The organism is Gordonibacter massiliensis (ex Traore et al. 2017) (assembly GCF_019731765.1).
In the GTDB taxonomy this organism is placed as follows: Bacteria; Actinomycetota; Coriobacteriia; order Coriobacteriales; family Eggerthellaceae; genus Gordonibacter; species Gordonibacter massiliensis.
On sequence record NZ_JAASIO010000007.1, the window covers coordinates 96,221 to 120,563 of the forward strand.

The 24,343-nt window shown below is 65.5% G+C and carries 20 protein-coding genes and 1 tRNA gene; 15 read left to right on the plus strand and 6 right to left on the minus strand.

The window, feature by feature from the left end; all coding sequences use genetic code 11:
* Window positions 1-43: 43 nt before the first annotated feature.
* Complete coding sequence (locus tag HCH03_RS09370) at window positions 44-1,060, minus strand: helix-turn-helix domain-containing protein (RefSeq protein WP_221689281.1); 1,017 nt, start codon at window positions 1,058-1,060, stop codon at window positions 44-46.
* Between the two features lie 155 nt (window positions 1,061-1,215).
* On the opposite strand from HCH03_RS09370, the gene HCH03_RS09375 reads away from it, so the two are divergent.
* The 5 genes from HCH03_RS09375 (at window position 1,216) to HCH03_RS09395 (ending at window position 7,977) form a co-directional block, all read left to right on the plus strand.
* Window positions 1,216-2,001 (plus strand): energy-coupling factor transporter transmembrane protein EcfT, encoded by a 786-nt coding sequence (locus tag HCH03_RS09375; RefSeq protein WP_368042440.1) that lies wholly within the window; start codon window positions 1,216-1,218, stop codon window positions 1,999-2,001.
* Between the two features lie 32 nt (window positions 2,002-2,033).
* Entirely contained in the window at window positions 2,034-3,563 is a 1,530-nt protein-coding gene (locus HCH03_RS09380; RefSeq protein ID WP_368042441.1) for an ABC transporter ATP-binding protein, read from the plus strand.
* A 46-nt stretch (window positions 3,564-3,609) separates the two neighbouring features.
* Window positions 3,610-4,233 carry an MptD family putative ECF transporter S component gene (locus HCH03_RS09385; protein WP_221689284.1) on the plus strand — a complete coding sequence of 208 codons (624 nt, stop codon included), beginning with the start codon at window positions 3,610-3,612 and terminating at the stop codon, window positions 4,231-4,233.
* A gap of 191 nt (window positions 4,234-4,424) precedes the next feature.
* Window positions 4,425-6,245 carry an ABC transporter ATP-binding protein gene (locus tag HCH03_RS09390; protein ID WP_221689316.1) on the plus strand — a complete coding sequence of 607 codons (1,821 nt, stop codon included), beginning with the start codon at window positions 4,425-4,427 and terminating at the stop codon, window positions 6,243-6,245.
* Window positions 6,235-7,977, plus strand: coding sequence for an ABC transporter ATP-binding protein (locus HCH03_RS09395; protein ID WP_221689285.1), 1,743 nt, complete (start codon window positions 6,235-6,237; stop codon window positions 7,975-7,977). The genes HCH03_RS09390 and HCH03_RS09395 overlap by 11 nt, the downstream gene beginning before the upstream one ends.
* A gap of 286 nt (window positions 7,978-8,263) precedes the next feature.
* On the opposite strand, the gene HCH03_RS09400 is transcribed toward HCH03_RS09395, so the two are convergent.
* Window positions 8,264-10,237 (minus strand): MDR family MFS transporter, encoded by a 1,974-nt coding sequence (locus HCH03_RS09400; RefSeq protein WP_221689286.1) that lies wholly within the window; start codon window positions 10,235-10,237, stop codon window positions 8,264-8,266.
* Between the two features lie 216 nt (window positions 10,238-10,453).
* Here HCH03_RS09400 and HCH03_RS09405 point away from each other — a divergent pair, with 216 nt between their 5' ends.
* From HCH03_RS09405 to HCH03_RS09445, 9 genes are all read left to right on the plus strand, one after another.
* Window positions 10,454-11,116 carry a TetR family transcriptional regulator gene (locus HCH03_RS09405; RefSeq protein WP_368042442.1) on the plus strand — a complete coding sequence of 221 codons (663 nt, stop codon included), beginning with the start codon at window positions 10,454-10,456 and terminating at the stop codon, window positions 11,114-11,116.
* A gap of 612 nt (window positions 11,117-11,728) precedes the next feature.
* Entirely contained in the window at window positions 11,729-12,373 is a 645-nt protein-coding gene (locus HCH03_RS09410; protein ID WP_221689287.1) for a tryptophan transporter, read from the plus strand.
* A 25-nt stretch (window positions 12,374-12,398) separates the two neighbouring features.
* Window positions 12,399-13,256, plus strand: coding sequence for an energy-coupling factor ABC transporter ATP-binding protein (locus HCH03_RS09415; protein ID WP_221689288.1), 858 nt, complete (start codon window positions 12,399-12,401; stop codon window positions 13,254-13,256).
* Window positions 13,253-14,278 (plus strand): energy-coupling factor ABC transporter ATP-binding protein, encoded by a 1,026-nt coding sequence (locus HCH03_RS09420; RefSeq protein WP_246599913.1) that lies wholly within the window; start codon window positions 13,253-13,255, stop codon window positions 14,276-14,278. The genes HCH03_RS09415 and HCH03_RS09420 overlap by 4 nt, the downstream gene beginning before the upstream one ends.
* 1 nt (window position 14,279) lies before the next feature.
* On the plus strand, window positions 14,280-15,026 hold the full coding sequence (locus tag HCH03_RS09425) for an energy-coupling factor transporter transmembrane component T family protein (RefSeq protein ID WP_221689289.1): 747 nt from the start codon (window positions 14,280-14,282) through the stop codon (window positions 15,024-15,026).
* Between the two features lie 238 nt (window positions 15,027-15,264).
* Window positions 15,265-15,573: a carboxymuconolactone decarboxylase family protein gene (locus HCH03_RS09430; protein WP_221689290.1), complete on the plus strand. Its 309-nt coding sequence runs from the start codon at window positions 15,265-15,267 to the stop codon at window positions 15,571-15,573.
* Window positions 15,574-15,760: 187 nt separating this feature from the next.
* A complete protein-coding gene (locus tag HCH03_RS09435) occupies window positions 15,761-16,597 on the plus strand; it encodes a deoxyribonuclease IV (protein WP_221689291.1) in 837 nt (278 codons plus the stop codon).
* Between the two features lie 265 nt (window positions 16,598-16,862).
* Window positions 16,863-17,210 carry a type II toxin-antitoxin system RelE/ParE family toxin gene (locus tag HCH03_RS09440; RefSeq protein WP_246599914.1) on the plus strand — a complete coding sequence of 116 codons (348 nt, stop codon included), beginning with the start codon at window positions 16,863-16,865 and terminating at the stop codon, window positions 17,208-17,210.
* A 5-nt stretch (window positions 17,211-17,215) separates the two neighbouring features.
* Window positions 17,216-17,503: a helix-turn-helix transcriptional regulator gene (locus tag HCH03_RS09445; protein WP_221689293.1), complete on the plus strand. Its 288-nt coding sequence runs from the start codon at window positions 17,216-17,218 to the stop codon at window positions 17,501-17,503.
* Window positions 17,504-17,616: 113 nt separating this feature from the next.
* Here HCH03_RS09445 and HCH03_RS09450 read toward each other — a convergent pair whose 3' ends face one another.
* The 3 genes from HCH03_RS09450 to HCH03_RS09460 form a co-directional block, all read right to left on the minus strand.
* Window positions 17,617-20,562, minus strand: coding sequence for an EAL domain-containing protein (locus tag HCH03_RS09450; RefSeq protein WP_246599915.1), 2,946 nt, complete (start codon window positions 20,560-20,562; stop codon window positions 17,617-17,619).
* Window positions 20,563-20,802: 240 nt separating this feature from the next.
* Window positions 20,803-20,878: transfer RNA gene (locus HCH03_RS09455), tRNA-Ala, on the minus strand.
* A 41-nt stretch (window positions 20,879-20,919) separates the two neighbouring features.
* Complete coding sequence (locus HCH03_RS09460) at window positions 20,920-22,413, minus strand: response regulator transcription factor (RefSeq protein WP_221689294.1); 1,494 nt, start codon at window positions 22,411-22,413, stop codon at window positions 20,920-20,922.
* A gap of 287 nt (window positions 22,414-22,700) precedes the next feature.
* On the opposite strand from HCH03_RS09460, the gene HCH03_RS09465 reads away from it, so the two are divergent.
* Window positions 22,701-23,222 (plus strand): hypothetical protein, encoded by a 522-nt coding sequence (locus HCH03_RS09465; protein ID WP_246599916.1) that lies wholly within the window; start codon window positions 22,701-22,703, stop codon window positions 23,220-23,222.
* Between the two features lie 244 nt (window positions 23,223-23,466).
* Here the strand turns inward: HCH03_RS09465 and HCH03_RS09470 are convergent, their stop codons facing one another.
* Entirely contained in the window at window positions 23,467-24,321 is an 855-nt protein-coding gene (locus tag HCH03_RS09470) for an Mrp/NBP35 family ATP-binding protein (protein ID WP_221689295.1), read from the minus strand.
* Between the last annotated feature and the right edge of the window lie 22 nt (window positions 24,322-24,343).

Sequence of the window (24,343 nt, forward strand, 5' to 3'; positions counted from 1 at the left end):
CTATCACTGATAGTATAAAACGCAAGAGGAGCCCGCAGAGACCTCACCGACGGAGGGTGCGAGCGCTCGCACGCCACTCTCGGGGCGGGAGGCCGCACCGGGCGCGAAACGCTTCGGAGAAGCTGCCCTGACGGGAATAACCCACGCGTGCGGCGATTTCGGCCAGAGACAGGTCGGTGGTCTCAAGCAGCTCGCAGGCGTGATGCATGCGCACATCGCGCGCGTACTCCTGCGGCGTCATGCCGCAGGATAGCCTGAACAACTCGATGAGCTTGCTCGTTCCCACGCAAGTCGCGCGGCAGAGCTCCTCGGTGGTGACGGGGCGCGCGAGGTCTTGCTGGATGAGGTGCTGGGCAACCGCCACCGCGGCGACATCGTCTGCCGAGAGCGCGCTGGGCGCGCGACCGCATGCGAGCCGCCAGTCCACGATGAGCGCGCACGCTTCCACCACCTTGCTCTCGTAGAACGCCTCCGCCACGACGGCGCTCGGTCGGGCCCGCCGCATGTCGTCGAGCAGGGAAGGCAGCCTGGCGGGGCAGGACGTGCCGTCGAGCGCGGCGATCGCCGCGCTCAGCACCACGGGGTCGCAGTGCAGCCGCAGACTGACGTCCCGCAGCGCCTCGGGCAAGAGCATGACGAACGTCTCTTCCAGCCTCACCCCGCCCTGCACCCGCTGATGGTAGGGGACACGCTTCCAAGCGTGCCCCACCACGGTGCGGTCGGGTAGTGCCGGTTCGATGCCCAAGTAGGGAAGCATTCCCTGGTTGTAGGAACCGAAGTAAAAGCAATCGGCCGCGTCGCAGAAGAATCCTCCCTCCTCGCGAAGCGCAAAGTCGAACGCGCCTACCGCTAGGCGGTCGCCGATGGGGAAGTACCAGAAGGAGCCCTTGCCGACTGCCGGATCGATCAGCCACAGGAGTCCTTGCCGCCCGTGTGCGGCCGCATCGACCAGCACGCCGCCGAGCTGCCGTACCTGTGGCTCGAACAGCGCGTCGATGGCCCCGCCGGTCCCGGGGGCCGTTTCGGCGCGATTCTTGAAGTTTTCGGCGGGATTGCGCATAGGCGCCTTCCTCCTTCCCGTTACCCCGATGGACGCTAGCATAGTTAACCATGGATAACAATACTACTACAAACAGGGCCTCGGGGGAACCGTCTGCCCATGGCGCGAACGCAGCGTCGCCATTCGCCTGCACCGCCGCTTTGAAAGCCGCGGGCGTGACGGGGTCGTTGCATGCGGGCGGCGGGGACGTCTACGCCGCGAAAGCGTCGGAGCGGACCGGCGACGGGGCTGCGGCAGTACCGCCCGCGCACCGCATCGATCCCCGGGTCTCGTTGGTTTGCATTCTGTTGATCGGCCTGTCCACGTTCGCTTCCGCTTCGGTGGCGGTTGAGTTGGCGGCGGTGGGCGGGTGCGTGCTCGCCGGCATCTGGTGCGAGCGGCCCTCCTCGGCTCTGCGCTGGGCAGCGGCCTGGGCGGCGCTGTTCGTCCTCTGCTGGCTGTGCGCGCACTCCGGCGTGGTGCTCATGGCCATGGGCGCCTCGTTCGCGATGCTGCGCCGCATGCTGTGCGCCTTCATGATGGCTGCGAACATGGTGGGCACCACGCGCACCGGGGAGCTCGCCTACAGCTTGCAGCGCCTCGGTCTGCCGAAGCGGGTGTCGGCGGCGCTGTGCGTGATGCTGCGCTTCGCCCCCACGCTCGGCCAGGAGTTCGGTGCGGTGCTTGATGCCATGAAGGTGCGCGGCATCGCGCTCTCGCCGGCACGCGTTTTGCGACATCCCGTGCAGGTGGTCGAGAACCTGCTGGTGCCGGTGGTGGGACGCGTGGGTATCGTGGCCGACGAGCTGGCGAACGCGGCGGCCGTGCGCGGCATCGACGCGCCGAATCGGCGCACGAGCTACTACGAGCTGCGCATCGGCGCGGCTGACGCGTTGCTGCTTGCGTACTTCGTCGCGCTTGCGGGCGTGTCCGTGGCGCTGGGCGCGGGAGTGCTGGCATGACGGCGTCGCAAAGGCTGCGCGATGGCGTGGCCGTGGAATTCCATGGAGCGGCGTTCTCCTATGCCGATGCGGAAGGAAACCTGTTCGAGCCGGTGTTGAAGGGTGTGAACCTGTCCGTCGCGCGAGGGCAGTGCGTGGCGGTGACGGGTTGTTCCGGTTGCGGGAAGACCACGCTCATGCGCCTCGTGAACGGGCTGGCGCCCCAAGCCTACGACGGTGAGCTTTCCGGTACGGTGCGCGTGCTGGGGCAGGATGCAGCCGACTTGGGCATCGAGGGGCTCTCGCTGCGCGTGGGCTCCGTGTTCCAGAATCCGCGCAGCCAGTTCTTCAACCTGGACACCACCTCCGAGATCGCCTTCGGGTGCGAGAACGCGGGCCTGCCGCACGATGAGATCCACCTTCGCGTTCGCAGCGCCGCGGCCGACCTGGGCATCTCCCATCTGCTCGACCGTGACATCAGGAAGCTTTCTGGAGGTCAGCGCCAGATGGTGGCCCTTGCGTCGGTGCATGCGCTGGGCCCGGAGGTGTTCGCTCTCGACGAGCCCACGGCCGCACTCGATGTGGCTTCCATGCGCGCCCTCGCGCGCCTCGTTCGGCGTCTGAAAGAACTGGGGCGCACGGTGATCGTCTCCGAGCATCGGCTGTGGTGGCTGCGGGGGATAGCCGATCGGGTGGTGCATATGGAGAACGGGCGCATCGCCCACGACTGGGCGGCTGCGGAATTCGAGCGCCTGCCCGCGCGCGAGCTTCATCGGATGGGCCTGCGGGCCTGGCGCATCGAGGATGCCTGCGCCGAAGACGCGTCGACGGCCGGACAGGACCCCGCCGCTCCCTTGCTCGCTCCGAACGCCGCCTCCGCTGCAGCGCTCTCGTTCAGCGGCCTTCGTGCGGGCTATCGTCGCGGCGGCGATGTGCTGCGCGGGGCCGCCGGCGTGTTCGCGCCTCGGCGTGTCGCGGCTTTGGTGGGAGGCAACGGCGCGGGGAAGTCGACGCTTGCGTGCTGCCTGGCCGGGTTGCATCGCGAGCGCGCGGGACAGGTGGCGTTCGGGGGCCGATCGGTGCCGTATCGCAGACGGGCTGGCCGGGCGTTCCTGGTGATGCAGGAGCCGGGCTACCAGCTGTTCGCCCATACGGCCGCATGCGAGCTGGAAGCGGCCGCGGCCCGCTGCCTCGGCCGCGGCAAGGCGGCGCGGGCGGCGGCCAGCGAGGCGCTCGACCGTTTCGGCCTGGCGCATTTGGCCGATCGGCATCCGCTGTCGCTCTCGGGCGGCGAGCGCCAGCGATTGGCCATTGCGGCCGGGGTGCTGCAGGGGGCCCGCGTTTTGGTGCTGGACGAGCCCACGAGCGGGCTCGATTTCGCCAACATGCAGGCCGTGGCCAGGGAGCTTGCGCGCGTGCGCGATGGCGGCACGTGCGTGACGGTGATCACGCACGACTACGAGTTCATCGTCGCCGCATGTGACGAGGTGGCCGTGGTGGCCGATGGCCGTGTGAGCGTCCAGGAGCCGCTTGCGCGAGCGAACCTGCCCGCCGTGCGCCGCATGCTCGGCTTCGACGGGTGATGAGCTCGCGCGTTTCGGCATTACTTCCGACGAAAGGAGTTCTTGTATGGAATCGACAGCAACGAAAGGGCGCACGCTCGCCCGCGGCACCCGGCTTACCGGTCGCGACTACGTGGTGCTCGCCGTATTCGGCGTGCTTCTGTTCGCGGTGTTCATGGTCTTCTCGATAGTGTGCTCCCTCAGTGCCACCACGTCATGGTTCACCCATGGGGTGGGCGCTGTTCCGGCCGGCATCGTGTGGACGTATGTGCTGGCCCGTGTTCCCAAACGCGGCGCGATGGCGCTCATGTGCCTGCTGGTGGCGCTTCTCGGCCTGGTGATGGGTATGTTCTGGACAGGTCCTCTGGGCATCGCCCTTGGCGGTGTGGCGGCCGAGCTCGTGTTGGGCGCGCCGGGCAAGCGTACCGCCTTTCGCCGTGTGGCGGCGTTCGTCGCCTTCGTCGTGTGCTTCTGGGCGGGGCACGTCTCGCTTATCTACCTCACGGGCCAGGCGTACGTGGACATGGTTGTGGCCTCGGGTATGACGGCCGAGTACGGCCAGCAGCTCGTGGATTTCATGTACGGTCCGCTCGCCCTGGTGGCGCTTGCAGCTGCCGTGGCGGGTCCCATCGTCGGCGGTCTTTTAGGAGAGCGCGTGTTCAAGAAGCATTTCGCGCGTATGGGCGCCTAGGCGCATCGAGGTGAGCCGACGCGGTCTCGGCAGTCTGCGTTCGAAGAAAGAAAGGAAGTATGATGGCAGAAGCAACAACGGCAGCCGGCGCGCCGTATGGAACCGCCGGCTCCGATGGGACGACTCCGCTGGCGGGCGCCCCCGCCGCGGCGGGGGCGGAGAGCGGGTGCGCGCCGGCGGTTGACGGGGCGATGCCCGTGGCGCCGCCTAGCCCCAAAGAGGCCGTCGGGCGACTGCTCGGGTTCGCGGGCTCGCGCAAGAAGCTCGCGGTCCTGGGGTGCGTGCTCGCGGGCGTAAACGGCATCTTCGTGGTCATGCCCTTGGTGTGCGTGTGGTTCGTGCTGCGCGACCTCGTGGCCGCAGCTCCCAACTGGAGCTCTGCGGAGGGGCTTGCCTTCTGGGGTTGGCTTGCGTTCGCGTTCTCGGCAACGGGCCTGTTCGTGTACTTCGCGGCGCTCATGTGCACCCACCTGGCGGCGTTCCGCACGGCGGCGAACATGCGCAAGCAGGCGCTCGGCCACCTGAGCCGCGTGCCGCTCGGCTACTTCGACTCCCACGCCTCGGGACATCTGCGGCGCGTGGTGGACGGCTGCGCCGGCCAGACCGAGGACGTGCTTGCGCACAAGCTGCCCGACTTCGTGGGATCGCTCGTCACCCCGGTGGCGTTCGTGGCGGTCATGTTCGCGTTCGACTGGGTCATGGGACTCGTGTGCCTCGTTCCCATTGCCATCTCGGCGCTCATGATGTGGTGGATGATGGGGCGCCGGACGAAAAACGACGGCATGCCGTTCATGATGCTCTACCAAGACGCGCTCAACCGCATGAACAAGGCGGCTGTGGAATACGTGCGCGGCATCCCCTTGGTGAAGGTGTTCCAGCAGACGGTGCATTCGTTCCGCGCGTTCTCCGAGGCTATCATGAGCTACCGTGACATGGCCTGCCAGTACTCGAAGTCGTGCCAGCGCCCTCAGGTTGTTCAGCTCGTTGCCATCAACGGCACGTTCGCCGTGCTCGTGCCCGCGGGCATCCTCCTGGCGCATGCGGCGGGCGATTTCGCAGCGTTTCTGACGGACTTCCTGTTCTACGCGGTGTTCTCGGCCATCACTACCACCATGATGACGAAGGTGATGTACGCGAGCGAGGCCGTGATGATGGCGCAGGACTCTGTGCGCCGCATCGACGAGATACTCGCGACAAGGCCGCTGGCGGAGCCGTCGGCGGCGCAGGCCAAGCATCCGCGCGATGCCTCGATCTCCTTCGAGCATGTGGGCTTCGCGTACCCTGGCGCTTCGGGAGACGCGCTGGTGGATATGAGCTTGGAGGTGCCCGCCGGCTCCACGGTAGCGCTCGTGGGACCCTCGGGCGGAGGCAAGACGACGGCCGCCAGCCTGGTCCCCCGCTTCTGGGACGTGGGTTCGGGAAGCGTGAGCGTGGGCGGGGTGGACGTGCGCGACATCCCCGCCTCCGAGCTCATGGCGCAGGTGGCCTTCGTGTTCCAAAACGACCGCCTGTTCAAGGCGTCGCTTTTGGAGAACATCCGCGCCGCGCGTCCGGGCGCCACGCGCGCACAGGTGGAAGCCGCAGCCCACGCCGCGCAGTGCGATGACATCATGGTGAAGTTCCCCGAAGGTTTGGACACGCAGGTAGGTGCGAAGGGCGTGTACCTCTCGGGTGGCGAGTGCCAGCGCATCGCGCTCGCCCGCGCCATCCTGAAGGACGCTCCTATCGTGGTGCTCGACGAGGCCACGGCATTCGCCGACCCGGAGAACGAGGCGCTCATCCAGCGCGCCTTGGCGAGGCTTTGCGAGGGCAAGACGGTGCTCATGATCGCGCACCGGCTATCCACCGTCACAGGCGCCGACGTCATATGCGTGTTGAACGGGGGCCGGGTGGTAGAGCGCGGGCGACACGACGAGCTGGTTGCGGCCGGCGGCCCGTATGCGAAGATGTGGGACGATTACCGCACGTCGGTAACGTGGAGGATCGAAAGGAGCGACACCCATGCTGCGTGATAAGTTCGCACTGACTGAACAGGGCGCGCGCGATTTCAAGCGCGGCGTGGGGGCCGCGGCGTTGGCCAACGTCGTGCTCATGGCGCCCATCGGCGTGCTGTTCGCGGTTACGGGCGCGTTCGTGTCCCACTTGACCGACCCGTCGCAACCGTTGCCGGAGATCGGAGCGTACCTCCTGGCCATCGTTGTGGTGCTCGCCATCATGCTGCTCACGCAGAATCTCGAGTACGACAGAACCTACAACGTGGTATACAACGAAAGCGCTCGCAAGCGCATCGGCCTGGCCGAGAAGCTGCGGCAGTTGCCGTTGTCGTTCTTCGGACAGCGCGACCTGTCCGATCTCACGAGCGCGGTCATGAAGGACTGCGCCGACCACGAGCGCATGTTCTCTCATGTCATGCCGCAGCTGTTCGGTGCGGCCATCTCGACGGCGGTGGTGGCTGTTTGCCTGCTCGCATTCGACTGGCGTCTGGCGCTGGCGGCGCTGTGGCCTATCCCGGTGGCGATAGCGGTGCTGCTGTCCACCACGCGACTTCAGCAAGCGGCGGGACGCGCCCGCAACGAGGCGAACCTCGAGCTTGCCGACGGCATCCAGGAGTACCTGGAATGCGCCCGCGAGATCCGCGCCACGAACCAGGTTCCGGCGTTTCTCGGGCGCGTGGGCGAGCGGGTAGACGCCTTCGAGCATGCGAAGATCAAGGCGGAGCTGACTGCCGGCGTGAGCGCGTCGTCGGCCCAGGCGCTTCTGCGGCTCGGCATCGGCACCACGGTGCTGGTCGGTGCGGTGCTCATTGCGGACGGGCAGGTGGACTTCATGGTGTTCTTCTGCTTCCTGCTGGCGGTCACGCGCGTGTACGATCCGGTGAACGTCATCCTGCAGACTATCATCGAGTTGCTGGACTTGCGCCTGAACATCGCTCGGCTGCAGGCTATTGAGGACGAGCCTGTGCAAGCAGGTGCGACCGAATTCAAGCCGGCGGGTCACGACCTGGCTTTCGAAGGCGTGTCGTTCTCTTACGGCGACGGCGAGCGCGTGCTGAGCGACGTGACGTTCACTGCCCGCGAAGGCGAAGTGACGGCATTGGTGGGGCCCAGCGGCGGAGGCAAGTCCACCGTGGCCAAGCTGGCTGCTCGCTTCTGGGATGCCGATGCGGGGCAGGTGCGCGTGGGAGGCGTGGACGTTGCGGGCGTGGAACCGGAGGCGCTCTTGGCAGACTACGCCGAGGTGTTCCAGGACGTGGTGTTGTTCGACGATACGGTGATGGGCAATATCCGGCTCGGTCGGGCCGGCGCTTCCGACGAGGAGGTTCTCGCCGCTGCCCACGCCGCGAACTGCGACGAGTTCGTGCTGCGCATGCCGCAGGGCTACGACACGCCCATCGGCGAGAACGGAAGCCGTCTTTCGGGTGGCGAGCGCCAGCGCATCTCCATCGCCCGCGCCATCTTGAAGGACGCGCCCATCGTGCTGTTGGATGAGGCCACGGCCTCGCTCGACGTTGAGAACGAGACACAGGTGCAGACGGCGCTCTCGCGGCTTCTTGCGGGCAAGACCGTGCTCGTGATCGCGCACCGCATGCGCACCGTGGCGAACGCCGACAAGGTCGTGGTGCTGAAGGAAGGCCGTGTGGCGGAGGAAGGCTCGCCGGATGAGCTCATGGCGCGCGAAGGTGGCTTGTACCGCCGCATGGTGGAGCTGCAAACCGAAACCGCCGGGTGGTCGCTGGCATCGTAAGCGGCGATATGCACCCTACGACGCCGGCGGCAGCGTTGTAGGTGTAGTCCGTGCCGGCGACCAGTTCTCGGCCGTCTGCACTTCCCAGGCGCACGCTCACCGAACTAGGCAGCGTATAGCCGGTGTTCCCTCATGAAGAACCCCCTTCGAGTGCGTTGACCCTCGAATGCGAGCATGGAGTCGGGATCGACCGATCGCCCTTGCGAAACCGGGCGTGCGGGGAACGAAAAAGGCGGCGGCCGAAACCGGCCGCCGCCTTGCATGTAGGGGGCTCCAACTCAGTTCGCTAGATGGACGATGCCACGGCCTCGTCGTCGGGGAGCGCGGCGGCTTCCTCGGCGCGCTCGAGCTTCGACACGCCCTCGGCCTCGCGCTCCTCCAGATACTTCTCCATGGAGAAGTGGGTGATGTCGGAACGGTTGATCACGCCCACCACCTGGCCCTCGTCCAGCACGGGCACCTTCTTCAAGTGGTTCTCGCCCAGCACGCGGCACACTTCGGGCAAGTCGGCGTGCACGTCCACGCCGATGATGCCCTTCGAACCGATGCTGGTGGCCGGCATACCCATGAGCGCATCGAGCTTGCGGGCGAAGTCCTTGTTGTCCACGTCGGCGTCCACGGTCTGCATGATCATGACCACCGGGTCCATGATCATCTGCGAGCGCTTCGACAGGTAGCGCATGATGTCGCCGTCCGATATGAAGCCCACGGCCTGGCCTTGATCGTTCACGAGGGGCGCGGCGCTGATGTGCTTGTCCACCAGAAGATGCATGGCCTCGGCCACGGTCGCGTTCGACGGCAGCGTGAACACGTCGCGCTTCATGATGGACTCCAGCACCGTGCGGCGCGTGTTGTCCTTGTCCTTCTCGGCGGCCTCGCCCGGCTTGTTCTTCACCAGCGCCACCACCATCACGAACCCGATGAGGCACAGCACGCCGGCCAGCGCGAACGCCACGTCGATGCCGAAGATGCTGGCTTGCAGCGACCCCATGCTCTCGGTGCTCATATTCGTGGCGATGGTGGACGCCGACACGATGATGGCGGTGCCGAGCGAACCCGCCACCTGACGGAACGTGTTGTTGACCGACGTTCCGTGGTTCACCAGCTCGTTGTCGAGCGCGTTCATGCCCCAGGTGGTGATGGGCATGTTGACCAGCGACAGCGAGAACAGGCGCACGGTGTAGAGCACGGTGAGCGTGAGAATGCCCGTTCCGGTGCCCAGGAACGCGAAGCAGAACGTGGTCACGGTGAGCACGCCCATGCCTATGAGGCTGAGCACGCGCGGGCCGTGCTTGTCGAACAGGCGCCCGGCGATGGGACCCATGGCGCCCATGACGATGGCGCCGGGCAGGAGCACCAGGCCCGAGATGGTGGCCGAGTAACCCATGAGCGACTGCAGGTAGATGGGCACCAAGATGCCGGCGGCGAGGAGCGCGCCCTGCACGAGCATGCCGATGATGGTGGCCACCAGGAACTTGCGGTTCTGCAGCACGCGCACCTGCAGCATGGGCTTCTCCATCTTCAGCTGGCGGCGGAAGAAGAACACGAGCGCCACCACGCCCACGAGCGTGCCGACGATGGCGTCGACGCGCAGGCCGAACGAGCCGATGGTGGACAGGCCGTACAGCAGGCCGCCGAAGCCGAACGACGACAGGACGACGGAGGGCACGTCGAGCGTGACGTCCTTCTTCGTTTCGCCGCCCTTTTGCAGCACGAACGCGCCGATGACAACCACGAGGGCCGACAGCGCCGTGATGATGTAGAACATGTCATGCCAGGTGTAGCGGTCGATGATGACGCCGGCAACCGTGGGGCCGATGGCCGGGCCGAACGCGATGACGATGCCGAACAGGCCCATGGCGGTGCCGCGCTTGCTTACGGGGAACGTCCACATGAGCACGGTCATCACGAGCGGCATGAGGATGCCGGCGCCGGCGGCCTGCACGAGGCGGCCGAGCAGCAGCACGGCGAAGTTCGGCCCCCAGCCCGCCAGGAAGCTGCCCAGGGTGAACACGACCATGGACACCAGGAACAGGCGCTTGGTGGTGAAGCGGTCGGTGAGGAACGCCGTGATGGGGATCATGATGGCGTTCACCAGGGTGAATCCGGTGGTGAGCCACTGGGCGGTGGAGGCGTCCACGCTCATTTCCGTCATGACCGACGGCAGGGCCGGAGCCACGACGGTCTGATTGAGCACGGTGACGAACGTGCCGAACACGAGCACGGCCAGCATGATGATTTGTTTGCGCGTAAGACCCATGTAGGTGCTTCCTCCTGATGCTTCGATGCCGCGAACAAAAGCGCCTTCGAGAAAGGCCGCTCGCAGCCCGTCCACGAAGACGCTCGGTTCGCATCCGATTGACTTGATTTACACCCAGTATAAATATTCATTCGGTAAATGAAAAGGGATCGTAACAAAAGTTGTGGTACGCTGCACGGAAATCGCACATCATTGATCTGAAAGGTCGCGCGCATCGTGGAATTGGAGCAAGGGCAAACGTCAACGGAGGAAAACCCGTCGCAGGAAGGCTTGCGGTACCGCAAGAAGCTCAAGGCGCGCCTTGCGGTGGAGCGCGCCGCGCTGGAGCTGGTCATCGAGCGTGGCTACGACGGCGTCACCGTGGAGGACATCTGCGCGCGCGCCGAGATATCCAAGAAGACGTTCTTCAACTACTTCCCGTCGAAAGCCGCGGTCATCGTGGGCCGGCTCGACGCGTTTCCCGACGACGAGCGCTTGGTGGAGATACTCGAGGAGCACGACGAAGTGTGCTATCTCGACGTGCTGGTCGGGGTGGTGAGCACGACCGTCACCTCGGGCGTGGACGAGGAGATCGAGAACCTGCGCCGCGAGGCGTTGCGTTCCATGCCGCAGCTGTTCTTCCACGGGCAGCGCGACCTGCTGGCCGTGCAGCGCTCCATCGCCGCCGCCCTGCGCTCGTATCTGGACGAACGCCCCGAGCGCCGCATGCTGGCAGGTGCCTCGGTGGAGGAGGAGGCGCTCGTGGCGTCGTCCACCGCCATCGGCTTGGCGCGCACGCGCTCCATGCTGCACGTGTGCGGCGAGGCTGCCCCGACGGCCGCCGAAACCCGTCGGCTCATCATGGCGTACCTCTCGGCGGGCGACGACCGCGTCTTGTGACGACCTGCGACGACGGCTGCGTTTTGGTGGCTGATTCGTTTTGCAGCCGACGTGCCGCGATAGGGCGTTGCGCCGCGGTTGGCGCGTCGCGTCCGAGGGTCGCGTTGGGAGTTGCGTCGAAAAAAGTTCTTGACAGCATCCCGCTCTCGTGTGCTAAAGTACGGGCCACAACTTAATACCTTGAAACCGATGAGGCGAAAGTCAAGCCATCAAGGGCACTCACAGAGAGCGGGCGCAGCTGAGATTCCCGCAGGAAGCCGGATGGTAAATGGATCGCCGAGGGAAAGGGGAAAGGTTGGCGGTCGCGGCGCTCGGCGCAGCGGACGACAACCGAGTATCTGGACCGTGAGCCTGCGTTAAGGGCAGAACATGTGTTGGCATGTTCGTGAGAGGGTTCTGCAATGCAGAATCAACTGTGAAGGTGGCACCGCAGGTCAAAAGACCTGTCCTTCGATGAGAAGGACAGGTCTTTTTCATTGTGGAGGCAAACTGCCAGAGCCGCGCAGTCGATTGTGCAGAGCCGATCCTCATCCGCGAAGTTCGTGCCGGCAAACCAGACGCCTCGGGAGGGGCAATGACCGGCGGGAACCCCGCCAAGAGAGGATGAGCATCATGGCAGAGCAGAGCAAGCGCGAGGTCAACGTGAAGGCAGCGGCGGGCGGCAAGGCCCCGGCGGCGCAGGGCAGGGCGCGCCAGCGCACGGTGCAGGGGGCCGACGCGCGCAAGAAGGGCTTCGACGTGTCGGCGCTCATCCTGGTGGCGGTGCTCCTGGCTGCCGGCGCCGTGCTCAAGATGACGGTGGGCAGCTTCGTGAACTTCTTCGGCATGAAGCCGAACTTCATCATCGCCATGTACTGCCTGGCCATCCTGCTGGTGCGACCGAACATGGTGCAGGCGGGCATCATCGGCCTTCTTGCCGGCGCGGTGTGCCAGCTTTTGCCCGGCAGCCCCTACATCAACTTCGTCTCCGAGTTCTTGGGCGCGCTGTGCATGGCCGCCCTCATCCGCGTGCCCATGAAGGTGGGCCGTGCGAACCTGCAAACCATCGTGGCCACGTTCCTGTCCACCGTCGTGTCGGGCGGCATGTTCACCGTCTGCCTGTTCGTGTTCTTGGGCGCGAGCGCCTCGAGCCTCGTGGCCTACGTGCCCATCGTGCTGTGCACCGCCCTCATCAACTGCGTGATCGTGCAGGCGCTCTACATCCCGCTGGCGAAGGTTTTGAAGAAGGAGCCTGCGAAGCAAGTTGCCGCCGCGTAGCCGCGACCGCGAAAGGAAACCTCCCATGACCACCTCCGCACCTATCATCGACGTGAAGGACGTGACGTTCTCCTACGCCGGGGCCGCCCGCCCGGCGCTCGACGGCGTGTCGCTCGCCGTGGCCGAAGGCGATTTCCTCGGCATCATCGGGCCCTCGGGAGCCGGCAAGTCCACGCTCATGTACGCCATGAACGGCGTGGTGCCGCACTACCATCAGGGCGAGTTCTACGGCGAGGTGCGCCTGGCGGGCGCGGACACGCACGAGACGAGCCTCACCGACCTCTCGCACACGGTGGCCACGGTGTTTCAAGACGTGGACGCCCAGATGGTGGCTGCGGAGGTGGAGGACGAGGTGCTGTTCGGGCTGGAGAACTTCGGCGTGCCGCACGACGAGATCCCGGCGCGCGTGGACAAGGCGTTGGCGCTGGTGGGCATCTCCGACCTGCGCGAGCGCGCCATCGCGTCGCTCTCGGGCGGGCAGAAGCAGAAGGTGGCGTTGGCGGCGGTGCTGGCCCTGCGCCCGCGCGTGCTCGTGCTGGACGAGCCCACCGGCGCGCTCGACCCGGCCAGCTCGCGGCAGGTGTTCTCGCTGTTGGCCGATCTGAACGAGCGCAGCGGCATCACCGTGGTGGTGGTGGAGCAGAAGATAGGCCTGCTGGCCGAGTACGCACGGCGGCTTGCCGTTCTGGACGAAGGAAGGCTCGCGTACTGCGGGGAGCGCCGCGAGGTGCTGGCGCACGCCGACGACCTGCTGCGCATCGGCGTGAACGTGCCGCGCGCCACCACGCTGTCGTGCATGCTGCGCGACGAGGGCTTTCCGGTGGGGCGGTTGGCGTGCAATGTGGACGAGGCGCAGGAGCTGATCGAAGGGATCGTGGCATGATGTTGTTCGGCAAAAAGAACCAGAAGGCGGTTGCAGGCGAACCTAACTCGGCGTCGAGCAGAACCGCCCGGGAACGCGCCGCGCGCAAGCGTGGCGGCGACTCGATCGTCGACGTGACGGCCGTGCCGCGCGAGGACGCGCCCGATCCGGTGGCCGCGCGCGTCGGTGTGCCCGCCGTGCTGGAGTGCCGGGGCGCGTCGTTCGCCTACGACGGCGCGGCAGACGGCGCGCAGGTGGTGCGCGACCTCTCGTTCGCCGTTCGCAAAGGCGAGTTCGTGGCCATCGTGGGGAGCAACGGTGCCGGCAAGACCACCACGTCGAAGCTGCTGAACGGGCTGCTGAAGCCCTCGGCGGGGGAGGTGCTGGTCGACGGCGTGCCCACCGTCCAGCTGCGCACGAGCGAGCTGGCCCGCCGCGTGGGCATGCTGTTCCAGAATCCCGATCGGCAGATATGCCAGAACACCGTGGCGGACGAGCTGGCGTTCAGCCTGCGCGTAACCGGCGTCGACCCCGACGAGGCGGCCCGTCGCGTGAACGCGCTCGTGGACGAGTTTGGGTTCGACGCGCAAGCCGCTCCCTACCTGCTCTCGCGCGGCGAGCGCCAGATGCTCGCGCTGGCGTCGGTCATCGCGGCCGAACCCGAGGTGCTCATTTTGGACGAGCCCACGTGCGGGCTGGACTACCGCGAGTGCATGGACGTCATGGCCCGGGTGAAGGAGCTGAACAAGCGCGGCACCACGGTTGTCATGATCACGCACGACATGGAGGTGGCCTTCGATTTCGCCCGTCGCGTCATCGCCATGGCCGACGGGCGCGTGGTGGCCGACGGGGCGCCCGAGACGGTGTTCCGCAACGCCGCGGCTATGGAGGCGGCCTCGCTCGTTCCGCCGCAGATGATAGAGCTGTCCCTGCGGCTGGCACGCGAGCCGGAGAACGGCCGCGCGTTCGCCCACGTGGCGACGGCGTACGAGATGGTCCAGGTGCTCGGCGCGGCCGGGTTCCGCAAGAGGAAGGTGTCCTAACATGGCCGGCATGCTCGATTACACGGCGGGGAACACGGTGCTGCACCGTTTGAACCCGCTTACCAAGGTGGCGCTGGCGCTGGGCATCTGCGTGGCGGCGTTTTTGTCGGACAACTTCGGGTTCCTGCTGGCGCTGCTCGTGCTGGACGTGGCGCTGGGCTTCGTCGGCGGCATCCGCAAGAAAACGCTCAAACTCCTGGCGGGGCTGGCGGGCATCTGCGCGTTTCTGTTCGTGTTGCAGGTGCTGTTCATACGCTCGGGCACCCCGGTGTTCCTGTTCGCCACCGACGAGGGCTTGCGCACGGCCGGCCTCGTGGTGTTGCGCCTGATAGACGCCACCATGCCGCTCGCGCTCATGCTCGCGCTCACGCCGCTGAACGACTTGGCCGGAGCCCTGGTGAAGCGCGCTCGCCTGCCCTACAAGTACGCGTTCACCGTGACCACGGCGCTGAAGTTCGTGCCCGTGTTCACCGACGAGATGGGCGCCATCATGGAGGCCCAAACAGCGCGCGGCGTGGAGTTCGACACGAGGAACCCGGTGCGGAAGCTGCGTCTCATGCTGCCGCTGTGCGCTCCTCTGCTCATCACGTCGGTGGGCAAGACCGAGCAGGCCGCCATGGCCGCCGAGGTGCGCGGCTTCTACCTGCGCGACCGCACGTCTGGGGTACGCGACTATCCGTTCCGCGCTCTCGACGCGGGTGCCTTCGCGCTCGTCGCCGCGCTTATAGTGCTGGCGGTGGTGCTGTAGCGCGCTCTCGTCAATCGGGAAACCGCTTCGCGCGTATCTTCTTCAAGTACGTTTTCGTGAATTCGCCCGCGCCTTTGAAGAACCTCGGAGCATTTTGCGCCTCGGTGCGATCGAGGTAGACGGTTCGGTGGCCTTTTCGCTTCCTGTTCTGCCTGCGCGGCGCGAGGGATTATGATGGAGCGGCAGCGCTTTGCGGACGAAAGGGTCTGCGCGGCAACGAGCGAAAGGAGGCGTCGCCATGGCGAAGGGGTTTGAGTTGTTCATGAGCGAGGAGCCGGAATTGGGAAAGGCGTACGGCGGCTTGGTCATGCAGGTGGCGAAGTCGAGCGCGCTCGACCAGAAAACGCAGGAGCTCGCCTATCTGGCGGTGCTCTCGGCGCTCGGCATGCAGGGCGGCCTGGACTTTCACGTGGCCTCTCTCAAGAAGATGGGCGCCACGCGCGACGAGGTGCGCAGCGCCGTGCTGGTGGGCCTTCCCGCCGTGGGCATGACCGCCATCGAGTCGCTCGAGGCTGCGCTGGATGCTTACGACCGGGCTGAGGGCTGAAAGCGGTTTCCGGCAGTGACGTGGAGCTCCCGTCGAAGCGCCGTGCCGCAACCCGAAAAAAGGCGCACGGTTCCATGTCGATGAACCTTTCGTGCTAACGCGGCAACGATCGCGTTCGAGCGCCTTGCGCCATCCCGCAGTTTGCTACCATAGCATCCAGAAAATTGTGACTTGAAAGGATGCATATATGTTCACCATCGGATGCCACCTGTCGAGCGCGAAGGGCTATCTCCACATGGCGAAGGACGCCGTGTCCATCGACGCCAACACGTTCCAGTTCTTCACACGCAACCCGCGCGGCGGCAAGGCCAAGGAGATCGACCCGAAGGACGTGGCCGCCTACACGGCTTACGCCTCCGAGCACGGTATCGCGCGCATCCTGGCGCACGCGCCCTACACGCTGAACCCTGCCTCAGACAAGCAGCAGACGCGCGACTTCGCGCTCATGGTGCTGGCCGAGGACCTGGGCCGCATGGAGGAGACGCCGCACCAGCTGTACAACATGCATCCGGGCAGCGCCGTGGGCCAGCCGCACGAGGTGGCCATCGCCAAGATCGCCGACGCGCTCAACCAGAGCCTGCTTCCGGTGCAAACCACCACGCTGCTGCTGGAGACCATGTCCGGCAAGGGCAGCGAGATCGGCGGCACGTTCGAGGAGCTGGCCGCCATCATCGCACAGGTCGACCTCGACGACCACGTGGGCGTGTGCTTGGACACGTGCCACGTGTGGGATGCCGGCTACGACATCGTGGGCGACCTCGACGGCGTCCTTGACGAGTTCGACCACGTGATCGGCCTGGATCGCCTGCGCGCCGTCCACTTGAACGACAGCATGAACGCGCGCGGCTCGCACAAAGACCGCCATGCCCGCATCGGCGAGGGGGAGATCGGCTTCGAGGCCCTGGCCGCCGTGACGAACCATCCGAAGCTGCGCGACCTGCCGTTCTATCTGGAAACGCCCAACCCCACGCTCGACGGCTACGGCGAGGAGATCGCGGCGCTGCGCAAAGCGCATGCGGCATAGGCCCATTGGGCTCAGCGCTGGGCCGTCGCGCGAAAACCACAAACGTTTGTTCTTGAAAGACGAACATAAGTTCGCTATAATGCAACCATAGCGGCTGGACATCCATCCTAACCGCAGGCTCGCCTGTGGGACAGTCGCCTTCCTTAATGGCAGGCAGCTGAGAGAAGGGATGGATGTATGGCTGCTTTTTCTTGTTTGTGCGCTCCTGATCCTTGCAGTTTACTATATATATGTAGTAAACTGGGAAACAAGGCAGGAGGATCGTATGAATGTTGAATGGTACGAGCTTCCTAACGGCGAAATGCCGGCTCGATCATATCTCGACGCTCTGGATAAAAAGCTGAGGAGCAAAACGCTTCGCACGATTGCCTTTCTGGAAGAAAGGGGACATCTGATTGGAGAGCCCGATTCGAAGCATCTTGAAGACGGCATCTTCGAGCTGCGTACGACGATGGGCGACAATGCCAGCCGGGTTCTATATTTCTTCTGCATTGGGGACAAAGCGGTTCTGACTCATGGCTTCAGGAAGAAGACGCAGCGAACGCCGCGGCGAGAGATCGAACGAGCGAAACGCTACCGCAAGGACTACTTGGCTCGAAACGCGAAAGAGTGATGCAGATGGGCGAACAACACGAAGATGACTTTACCCGGTATCTTGCAGAGCAACTGAAAGACCCCGAGTTTCGGAAGTACTGGGAGGAAGACGAGGCGGAGTTCCAGTTGAGGCTCGCCATCATCGATGCGCGCAACGAGACGGGAATGACGCAGGAGCAGCTGGCGAGGGCGTCGGGATTGAATCAACGGGTGATCAGCCGCATTCAGACGGGCAATGCCAATCCGACGCTTCGCACGATCGGCAGGCTGGCCAAAGGGTTTGGGAAGAAGCTGGAGATCAGGTTCGTGTAGCTCGGCTGGAAGCGGATCGCGCGACGAACAGGTCGGCGACGTCGAGTCGTTTCCTGTCCGTGCAGTTTGGTCGGAAGAAGCTCGAGCAGCGGTACCTTCCGCCGCGTCGCAGCTCACTCCTCGTGCTGCTCCAAGGAGCCGTCGTCCAGCTGGCGGTCGGATTCGCCGCGCGGCACGGGCCGCGAGTAAAGGTACCCCTGCGCTATGATGCTGTCGTCGAGCTGCAGCAGCAGCGAGGCCTGGTCGCACGTTTCCACGCCCTCCACCACGATGGTCACGTGCAGCTTCTCCGCGATGTCCACCACGCCTTCCAGTATGGCCCGGCTGCGTTCTCCGCTCTCGCTGCTCATAAGGAACGTGCGGTCCAGCTTGAGCACGTCGATGGGTAGGTCCTGCAGCGTTCCGAGCGACGAGTAGCCGCTGCCGAAATCGTCGATGGATATGCGGAAACCCAGCTCTTTCAGCCGGCGGCATATGCGCTTGGCGCGCTCGAGGTCCTCCATGACGATGTTCTCCGTGAGCTCCAGCTCGATGAGGTCCACCGGCACCTCGTACTCGTCGACGATGGCCTTCACCTTCTCGGGGAACCCGTCGCCCTGCAGGTGCAGGCGCGAGAAGTTGCACGCGATGGGCACCACGGGCAAGCCCTGCGCCAAACGCTCTTCCAGGCGCGTGCAAGCCAAGCGCAGCACGTGCAGGTCGATCTCGGTCACGAAGCCGTTCTTCTCGAACAGCGGGATGAAGTCGTTCGGTTGAACCAGGCCCCGATCGGGGGACTCCCAGCGCACGAGCGCCTCGAAGCTGACGATGCGGTTCGTGGCAAGCTCGACCTTCGGCTGATAGTACGCGGCGAACTCGCCCCGCTCCAAGGCGTCGCGCGCCAACGCGACGAGCGCTCGCTCGGCCACGTCGCGCTCTTTCATGTCCGACGTGTAGAGCGCCGCCTCGCTCGACGACGTCTCGCCCACGCTGTCGCGCGCGTACCGGGCGCAATCCATGAGCTCAGCCAGAGCCTGCGCGTCCAAGCGCCGAGATCCCTTCGCGCGCTCCACGACGCAGGCGCCGGCGTGCAGGAGCAAGCGATGCGAATGGGAGCGCAGCACGTCCAGCTCGTTGAAGCGGCGGTCGAGCTCGGCGAACCGGTCGAGGAACGCGTCCCAGCCGTCCCACTTCATGAGCACCACGAACTCGTCCGCCGTGATGTGGGCATGGTGCTCGCCCTCTCGCGCCATATTGCCGATAAGGCGGTCGAGCTCGATGAGCAGCTGGTCTCCGGCCGCGTAGCCGAACGCGGCGTTGAAGCTCTTGAACCGCGCGATGTCCAGGTACACGATGACGTGCCCTTCCCGCTTGGGATCCTCCAGCACCTCTTCGGCCGCCGAGCGGAACCGGGCGAGGGTCCAGCCGCCCGTGAGCGGGTCGGTGAAGGACAGCTCCTCGATGCGCCGTGCCGTTCGCAGCTTCGTGCGCCCCAGGTAAAGGGCGCCTGCGAGGGCCATCGCGAACAGCGCCACGATGCCGACGATGATCTGCAGCGGGTACTGCCTCAGGAAGTCGAGGGGGCTCGTGGGGTGCACGGCCAGCGAGCTTTGCGACAGCCAGGTGGTGATCTTGCCCTCGGCCGTGTACTGCACGCAGCGATCCAAAATGCTCAGCAGGCGCGGATCGGCGCTCGCCGCCACGCCGATGCTCATGTCGTTGGTGTGGTCGGTGACGGTGATCACGGTGAGCGACTCGTACTGCGATTCCGACAACAGGTAGTTCGCCACGTGCGTGTCGGCGTAGGCGGAGTCGGCCGCCCCCGTCAGCACGGCGTCCACGCACTGCTTAGGCGTGTCGAAGTAGATGACCTCGTCGCCTGCGTGCACGCGTTCCATCTCGGCGGCCAACGCGAAGCCCCGCGGCAGCGCGATGCGCGTGCCCGTGGGGTTCGCCCCCACGATAAGCGCCATGGGGTCGCGCAGGTACGGCCCCGTGGTCGACACGATCCCTCCCATGGCCTCGTCCGCGTCGCGGTCCACGCCGGCCACCAGGTCGACCTCGCCGCTCTCGACGAGGTCGAAGGCGTTGCCGTGCAGATCGACGGGTACGAACTCGAACGTGAGCCCCGTGATGCTCGATATATCGTCGAACAGCCGCGCCGCAACGCCGCCGAACGCGCCGGTTTCCGGATCGGTGTAGGAAAGCGGCGTGCGGAACGAATCGTAGGCCACCTTCAGCACCGGCGCGGATTCCAGATAGGCGTACTCCTCTTCGGTGAACACGGGGTCTTGGTCGGTGTTGATACCGAAGTAGCGGTTGTACAGCAGCGTCGAGAAGCTCGGGTCGCGCAGCTGCAGCCGGTTCATGGCGGCGTTCAGATCCTGCTCGAGCTCGACGTGGTCGACGGGCAAGGCGAAGTGGATGGGCTCCGGCGCGAACTGCGCTATCGTGCGGAAGCGGGAATTGCTGCCCAAATAGGTGATGGCGATGGCGTCCAGCTCGCCCCGGTCGAGCGCGGTCAGCAGATCGTCGGTTTCCAGGTATTCGACCACGTCCACGTCGAAATCGTTTTCTTGGCTGTACCGGACGAACGCCTGCGCATCCTGGCTGTCCTGAATCACGCCCACGCGCATGCCCGAGAACGCTTCGAAGTCCTCGTAAGCGTAGCGCCGGTCGTCCGTGCGCACGTTGAGCGTGGTGTAGATGCTGCACATGGGCACGGCCGAGAACAGCATTCGGTCGGCGCGATCGTCGGTGTAGTAGACGGCGGGCAGCAGGTCGATGTCGCCCGTTTCGAGCGCGTCGTAGGCGTCGGCCCAGCCGGCGAAGTCGACGTACTCGTACGTCCAGCCGGCATAGCGCCGTATCTCCTCGAGGTAGTCGATGTTGTAGCCGATGTGCTCGCCGGCGTCGTCGATCGACATGTAGTCGCCATCTTCGTAGCAGCCCACGCGCACGACGCGCTTGTCGCTTGAGACGGTGTCGTCCGCGTATGCGGCGGATCCGCCGGTTTCGGATGTCGCGTACAGGAACACGGCGAGCGCAAGAAGGCAGAGCCCTTGAAACGCTCTTCCCAAATGCCGTTTTCGCACGTATGTCTCCCGTCGCGTTACGGTTGCTCCGATCAGCTTCCCCCAGCGCCGCGGCGCCGCGGCGTGTTAAACGATACCACATTTGCCGCTCAGGGTACGCGAAGGCGGGCTCCTCTTGCGCCGGGAGTTCCGCATGCGACGCGCTCCGGCCCATAACCCTCGCATAACAGGCCCTCCGAGAAAAGAAAGCGAGCCGGACGTTGATCGTCCGGCTCGCGTAGTAAGTGGTGGAGCCTAGGGGGATCGAACCCCTGACCTCATGGCTGCCAGCCATGCGCTCTCCCAGCTGAGCTAAGGCCCCGAAAAAGTGCGAAACCTAGTATAGCGGAAGAGAGCGGGGGGTCAAGCGCCATTTTCGAGAATTTCATCGTTTTCGGAAGACGACGAGAACGTGCGTCCCCGGTCGTTCACGCAGGCGCGAAGATCGTGCACGTTGTGCACGTCCAGTTTCGCGTAAACGGCGTGCAGGTGGGTCTTCACCGTGTTCGGCGCGATGAAGAGCTCCCTGGCCACGTCCGCGCGCGAATCGCCCGCCATGATGCGTCTCAGGACGTCGAACTCGCGTTGGGTGAGGCCGAAATCCTCGGCGACGATCTGGCAGGCGCGAAGCTCGTTCTCGTCCTCGTCGGGATCGCCGGGATGCACGAAGCCCCATCCCGTGCGCAGGTTTTCGCCGTTGGACAGCAGAAGCGCCACCACGACGATGCAGAACGCCGCGACGCACGGGATCGCGGTTCGCCCCGTTTCGTCGGGCAGTAGGCTCAGAGCCGCGCATCCCAGTACCACCCCCAGCGTCCTGCCCGCCATGAGCGAGGCGGTGGGGCACGAGGCAACCCAGGTGGCCGGTTGCCCGCAGTTCTTTATGAGGTACGACCCCAGCCCCCACAGCACCAAGTCCAAGTACAGGAAACCCGCAATCTGCAGCACGGAACTTGCGGTTTCAAGCGACGCGCCCGCCACGCCGGCCAGCAGCAGCCCCAGGCCCACGAGCGGAAACCCGATCTGGTACACCGAGCGGTTGAAGTCGAGCTTGCACACCAGCACCGTGGCCAGGGTGAGCCCTGCGGCGAGCAAGTAGCCCGCTGCGGCCCACGAGGGCCTGAACGTTCCGCTCGAGCTCAACAGGGCCATGAGCAACCCCGCCGCGGCTCCCTGCGCCACGGAGGTGGCGATGAACCGGTACGGCACGAGCACCTCGGCCTCCGGCTCACCGTAGCTCGTCTTGCGGGACCGGCGCACGGTTTGCCGAGCTCGCTGGAACGCAGCGGCGAGCACGAAGGGAAGCACGAGCACCGCGGCCCAGCGACCCTGCGGCACGGGCGCGGCGGCCAGGCCCAGATACAGCACGGCGGCGGCGAACGCGGCGGCCACGCCGAACGTGAGCGTTTGCGTCATGCCCAATGCTCCCATGATGCGGGCGATCTCGATGTGCACGCCGATGAGCCCCGCTGCGGTCAGCGCTATGCCCAGCCCGCGGCATACCGCCGCCAGCGTCTCGTTGCCCACGCCTCCCAGCTCCCTGAGCAGCAACAGGAACACCCCGAACACGATGCACGCTGTGAGCAGGCCAAGATACCAGCCGCTGTCGAAGAACGTGAGGCGCCTGAACAGCACGGCGAACAAAAGGCATACCAGCGTGCAGGCGAAGAACAGCAACGTGCAGGCGGGCAGCGCCAAGCCGCCCAGGTCGAAGGTGCCCGGCAGCAGGAACGTTTCCATGAACAGAAGTACCGCAAGCAGCTTGTACGAGGTCAAAGCGATGAACAGGGATGGAATGGTGCGCACGCCGAGGACCATCCGCTTCAAGTCGCTTTGCCGGTGACGAGCGCGCTCCATAATAGCCTCCTTAGAGAGAGCGTGCGGCCGGCTTGCGCTTGGAACATCCCCATCCCATACGCGACGGCGTTTATTCAACTTTCCTTAGTATACGGCATATGGCTTTCGCTCGCAGGCTATTTCTCCGGCTCGCGCTGCTCGTCGCCCGACATGTTACGGTTTTCGGGCGCGGCCGCGCCGTGCTCTATAATGGCAAGCGAACGAATCGTTGAGCGAAGGCGGGCCGTCGGAAATTTACCGAGGCGGTCTGCCGGGCATGAGCGCGTTTGCGCGCAGGCGGAGGAAACATGGCGGTTGGACAGGGAACGAGCGCGGTCGGCGTGGGCAAGGCGGGAGCGCTTCAGACGGTGGGCGGTGCGGCTTTTATCGGCGCGGACGGCCTGCCCATGTCGGTGTGGCAGGTGTGGCTGAGGCGGCTGTGCATCGTCATGATCGTGTGGGCGGTGCTGGAGTTGGCGTTCGGCGTGGTGTTCTGGACCGTGGGGTCCTTGGTCGAAGGCGCGCGGATAGCCGGTGTGGAGCTGCGCTCCATCGCGGCGTCGGTGGGGTCCACCGCGCTGGTGAGCGCGGCGTTCAACCTGGTCATCGGCTTGCTGGGCATTCGCGGGGCGAGGAACCCCTACAAGATATCGCTGTTCTTCTGGATCACGCTGGCCGATGCCGTGCTCACCGCTTGGGCCATGGCCAGCAACATCTCGTCGGGCATCATCGACGTCACGGGCATCGTGAGCGGCCTGTTCATCATCGCCTTGGCCGTATGCACCTGGCAAGTGCGCGGCCAAACGGGCTACTTCGACGAGCACCCGTAGGAGCATAGGCGCGAGCGAACGGGCCGGGTCGACTTCGTAGGGGCGCTCTCCAGAGCGCCCGCTCGCGCGGAGCGCGAGAACGCGAGCCTCGATCGTTTTTCCGGCTTCGCCGGAACGGGCGCTCTGGAGAGCGCCCCTACGGGGTGTCCCGCCAGTTAAACCCCGGCATTCGACCATCGCACCAAAAAGGGCCTCGGGATCGTCTCCCGAGGCCCTTCGTTCTTCGCGTTCGCGAACTGCCGGCCTATTCGGCGTCCGCCTTGCCGCAGGCTTCCACCTGCTCGATGATGGGGTCGAGCGCGCCGGCCACATCGTACTCCTCCACCTTGCCCTCGTCGCACAGGCGCGCGAACGACGGGTCGATGGGCAGCGTGGCGAACGACGGGATCTCGTAGCGCTTCGCCACGGCCTCGCCCTGGGGCTCGCCGAAGATGAAGTGCTCCTTGCCGCACTCGTCGCACTTGAAGTAGGCCATGTTCTCCACCAGGCCCACCACGGGCACGTTCAGGTCGTGCGCCAGGTTCACGGCCTTGCCCACGATCATGGCCACGAGCTCCTGCGGGGCCGACACGGTGACGATGCCGTCCACGGGCAGCGACTGGAACACGGTCAGGAACACGTCGGAGGTTCCCGGAGGCATGTCGACGAACAGGTAGTCGATCTCGCCCCAGCTCACCTCGCCCCAGAACTGCTTGATGATGCCGGACACCACCGGGCCGCGCCATGCGACCGGGATGTCGTCTTTCGGCAGCATGAGGTTCACGGACACCACTTTGATGCCGCTGGCCGTTTGGGCGGGCACGATGCCGTCTTTGTCGGCCGTGAGGGGGTTCGTGATGCCGAACGTCTTGGGGATGGACGGGCCGGTGACGTCGGCGTCCAGGATGCCCACCTTGAAGCCCTTCTTCTGCATCTGGCTGGCCAGCAGGCTGGTCACGAGCGACTTGCCCACGCCGCCTTTGCCGGACACCACGCCGATGACGTGCTTGATGTTCGTATTGACGTTCGTCGGGAACGTGGACGGGCCCGCGTCCTCACGGTCGCCGCAGCCGGCGACGCCGCAGCTGCCGCATTCGTGCGTGCATTCTTCTTCTGCCATATCTCCTTCTTTCCTCGAAAGG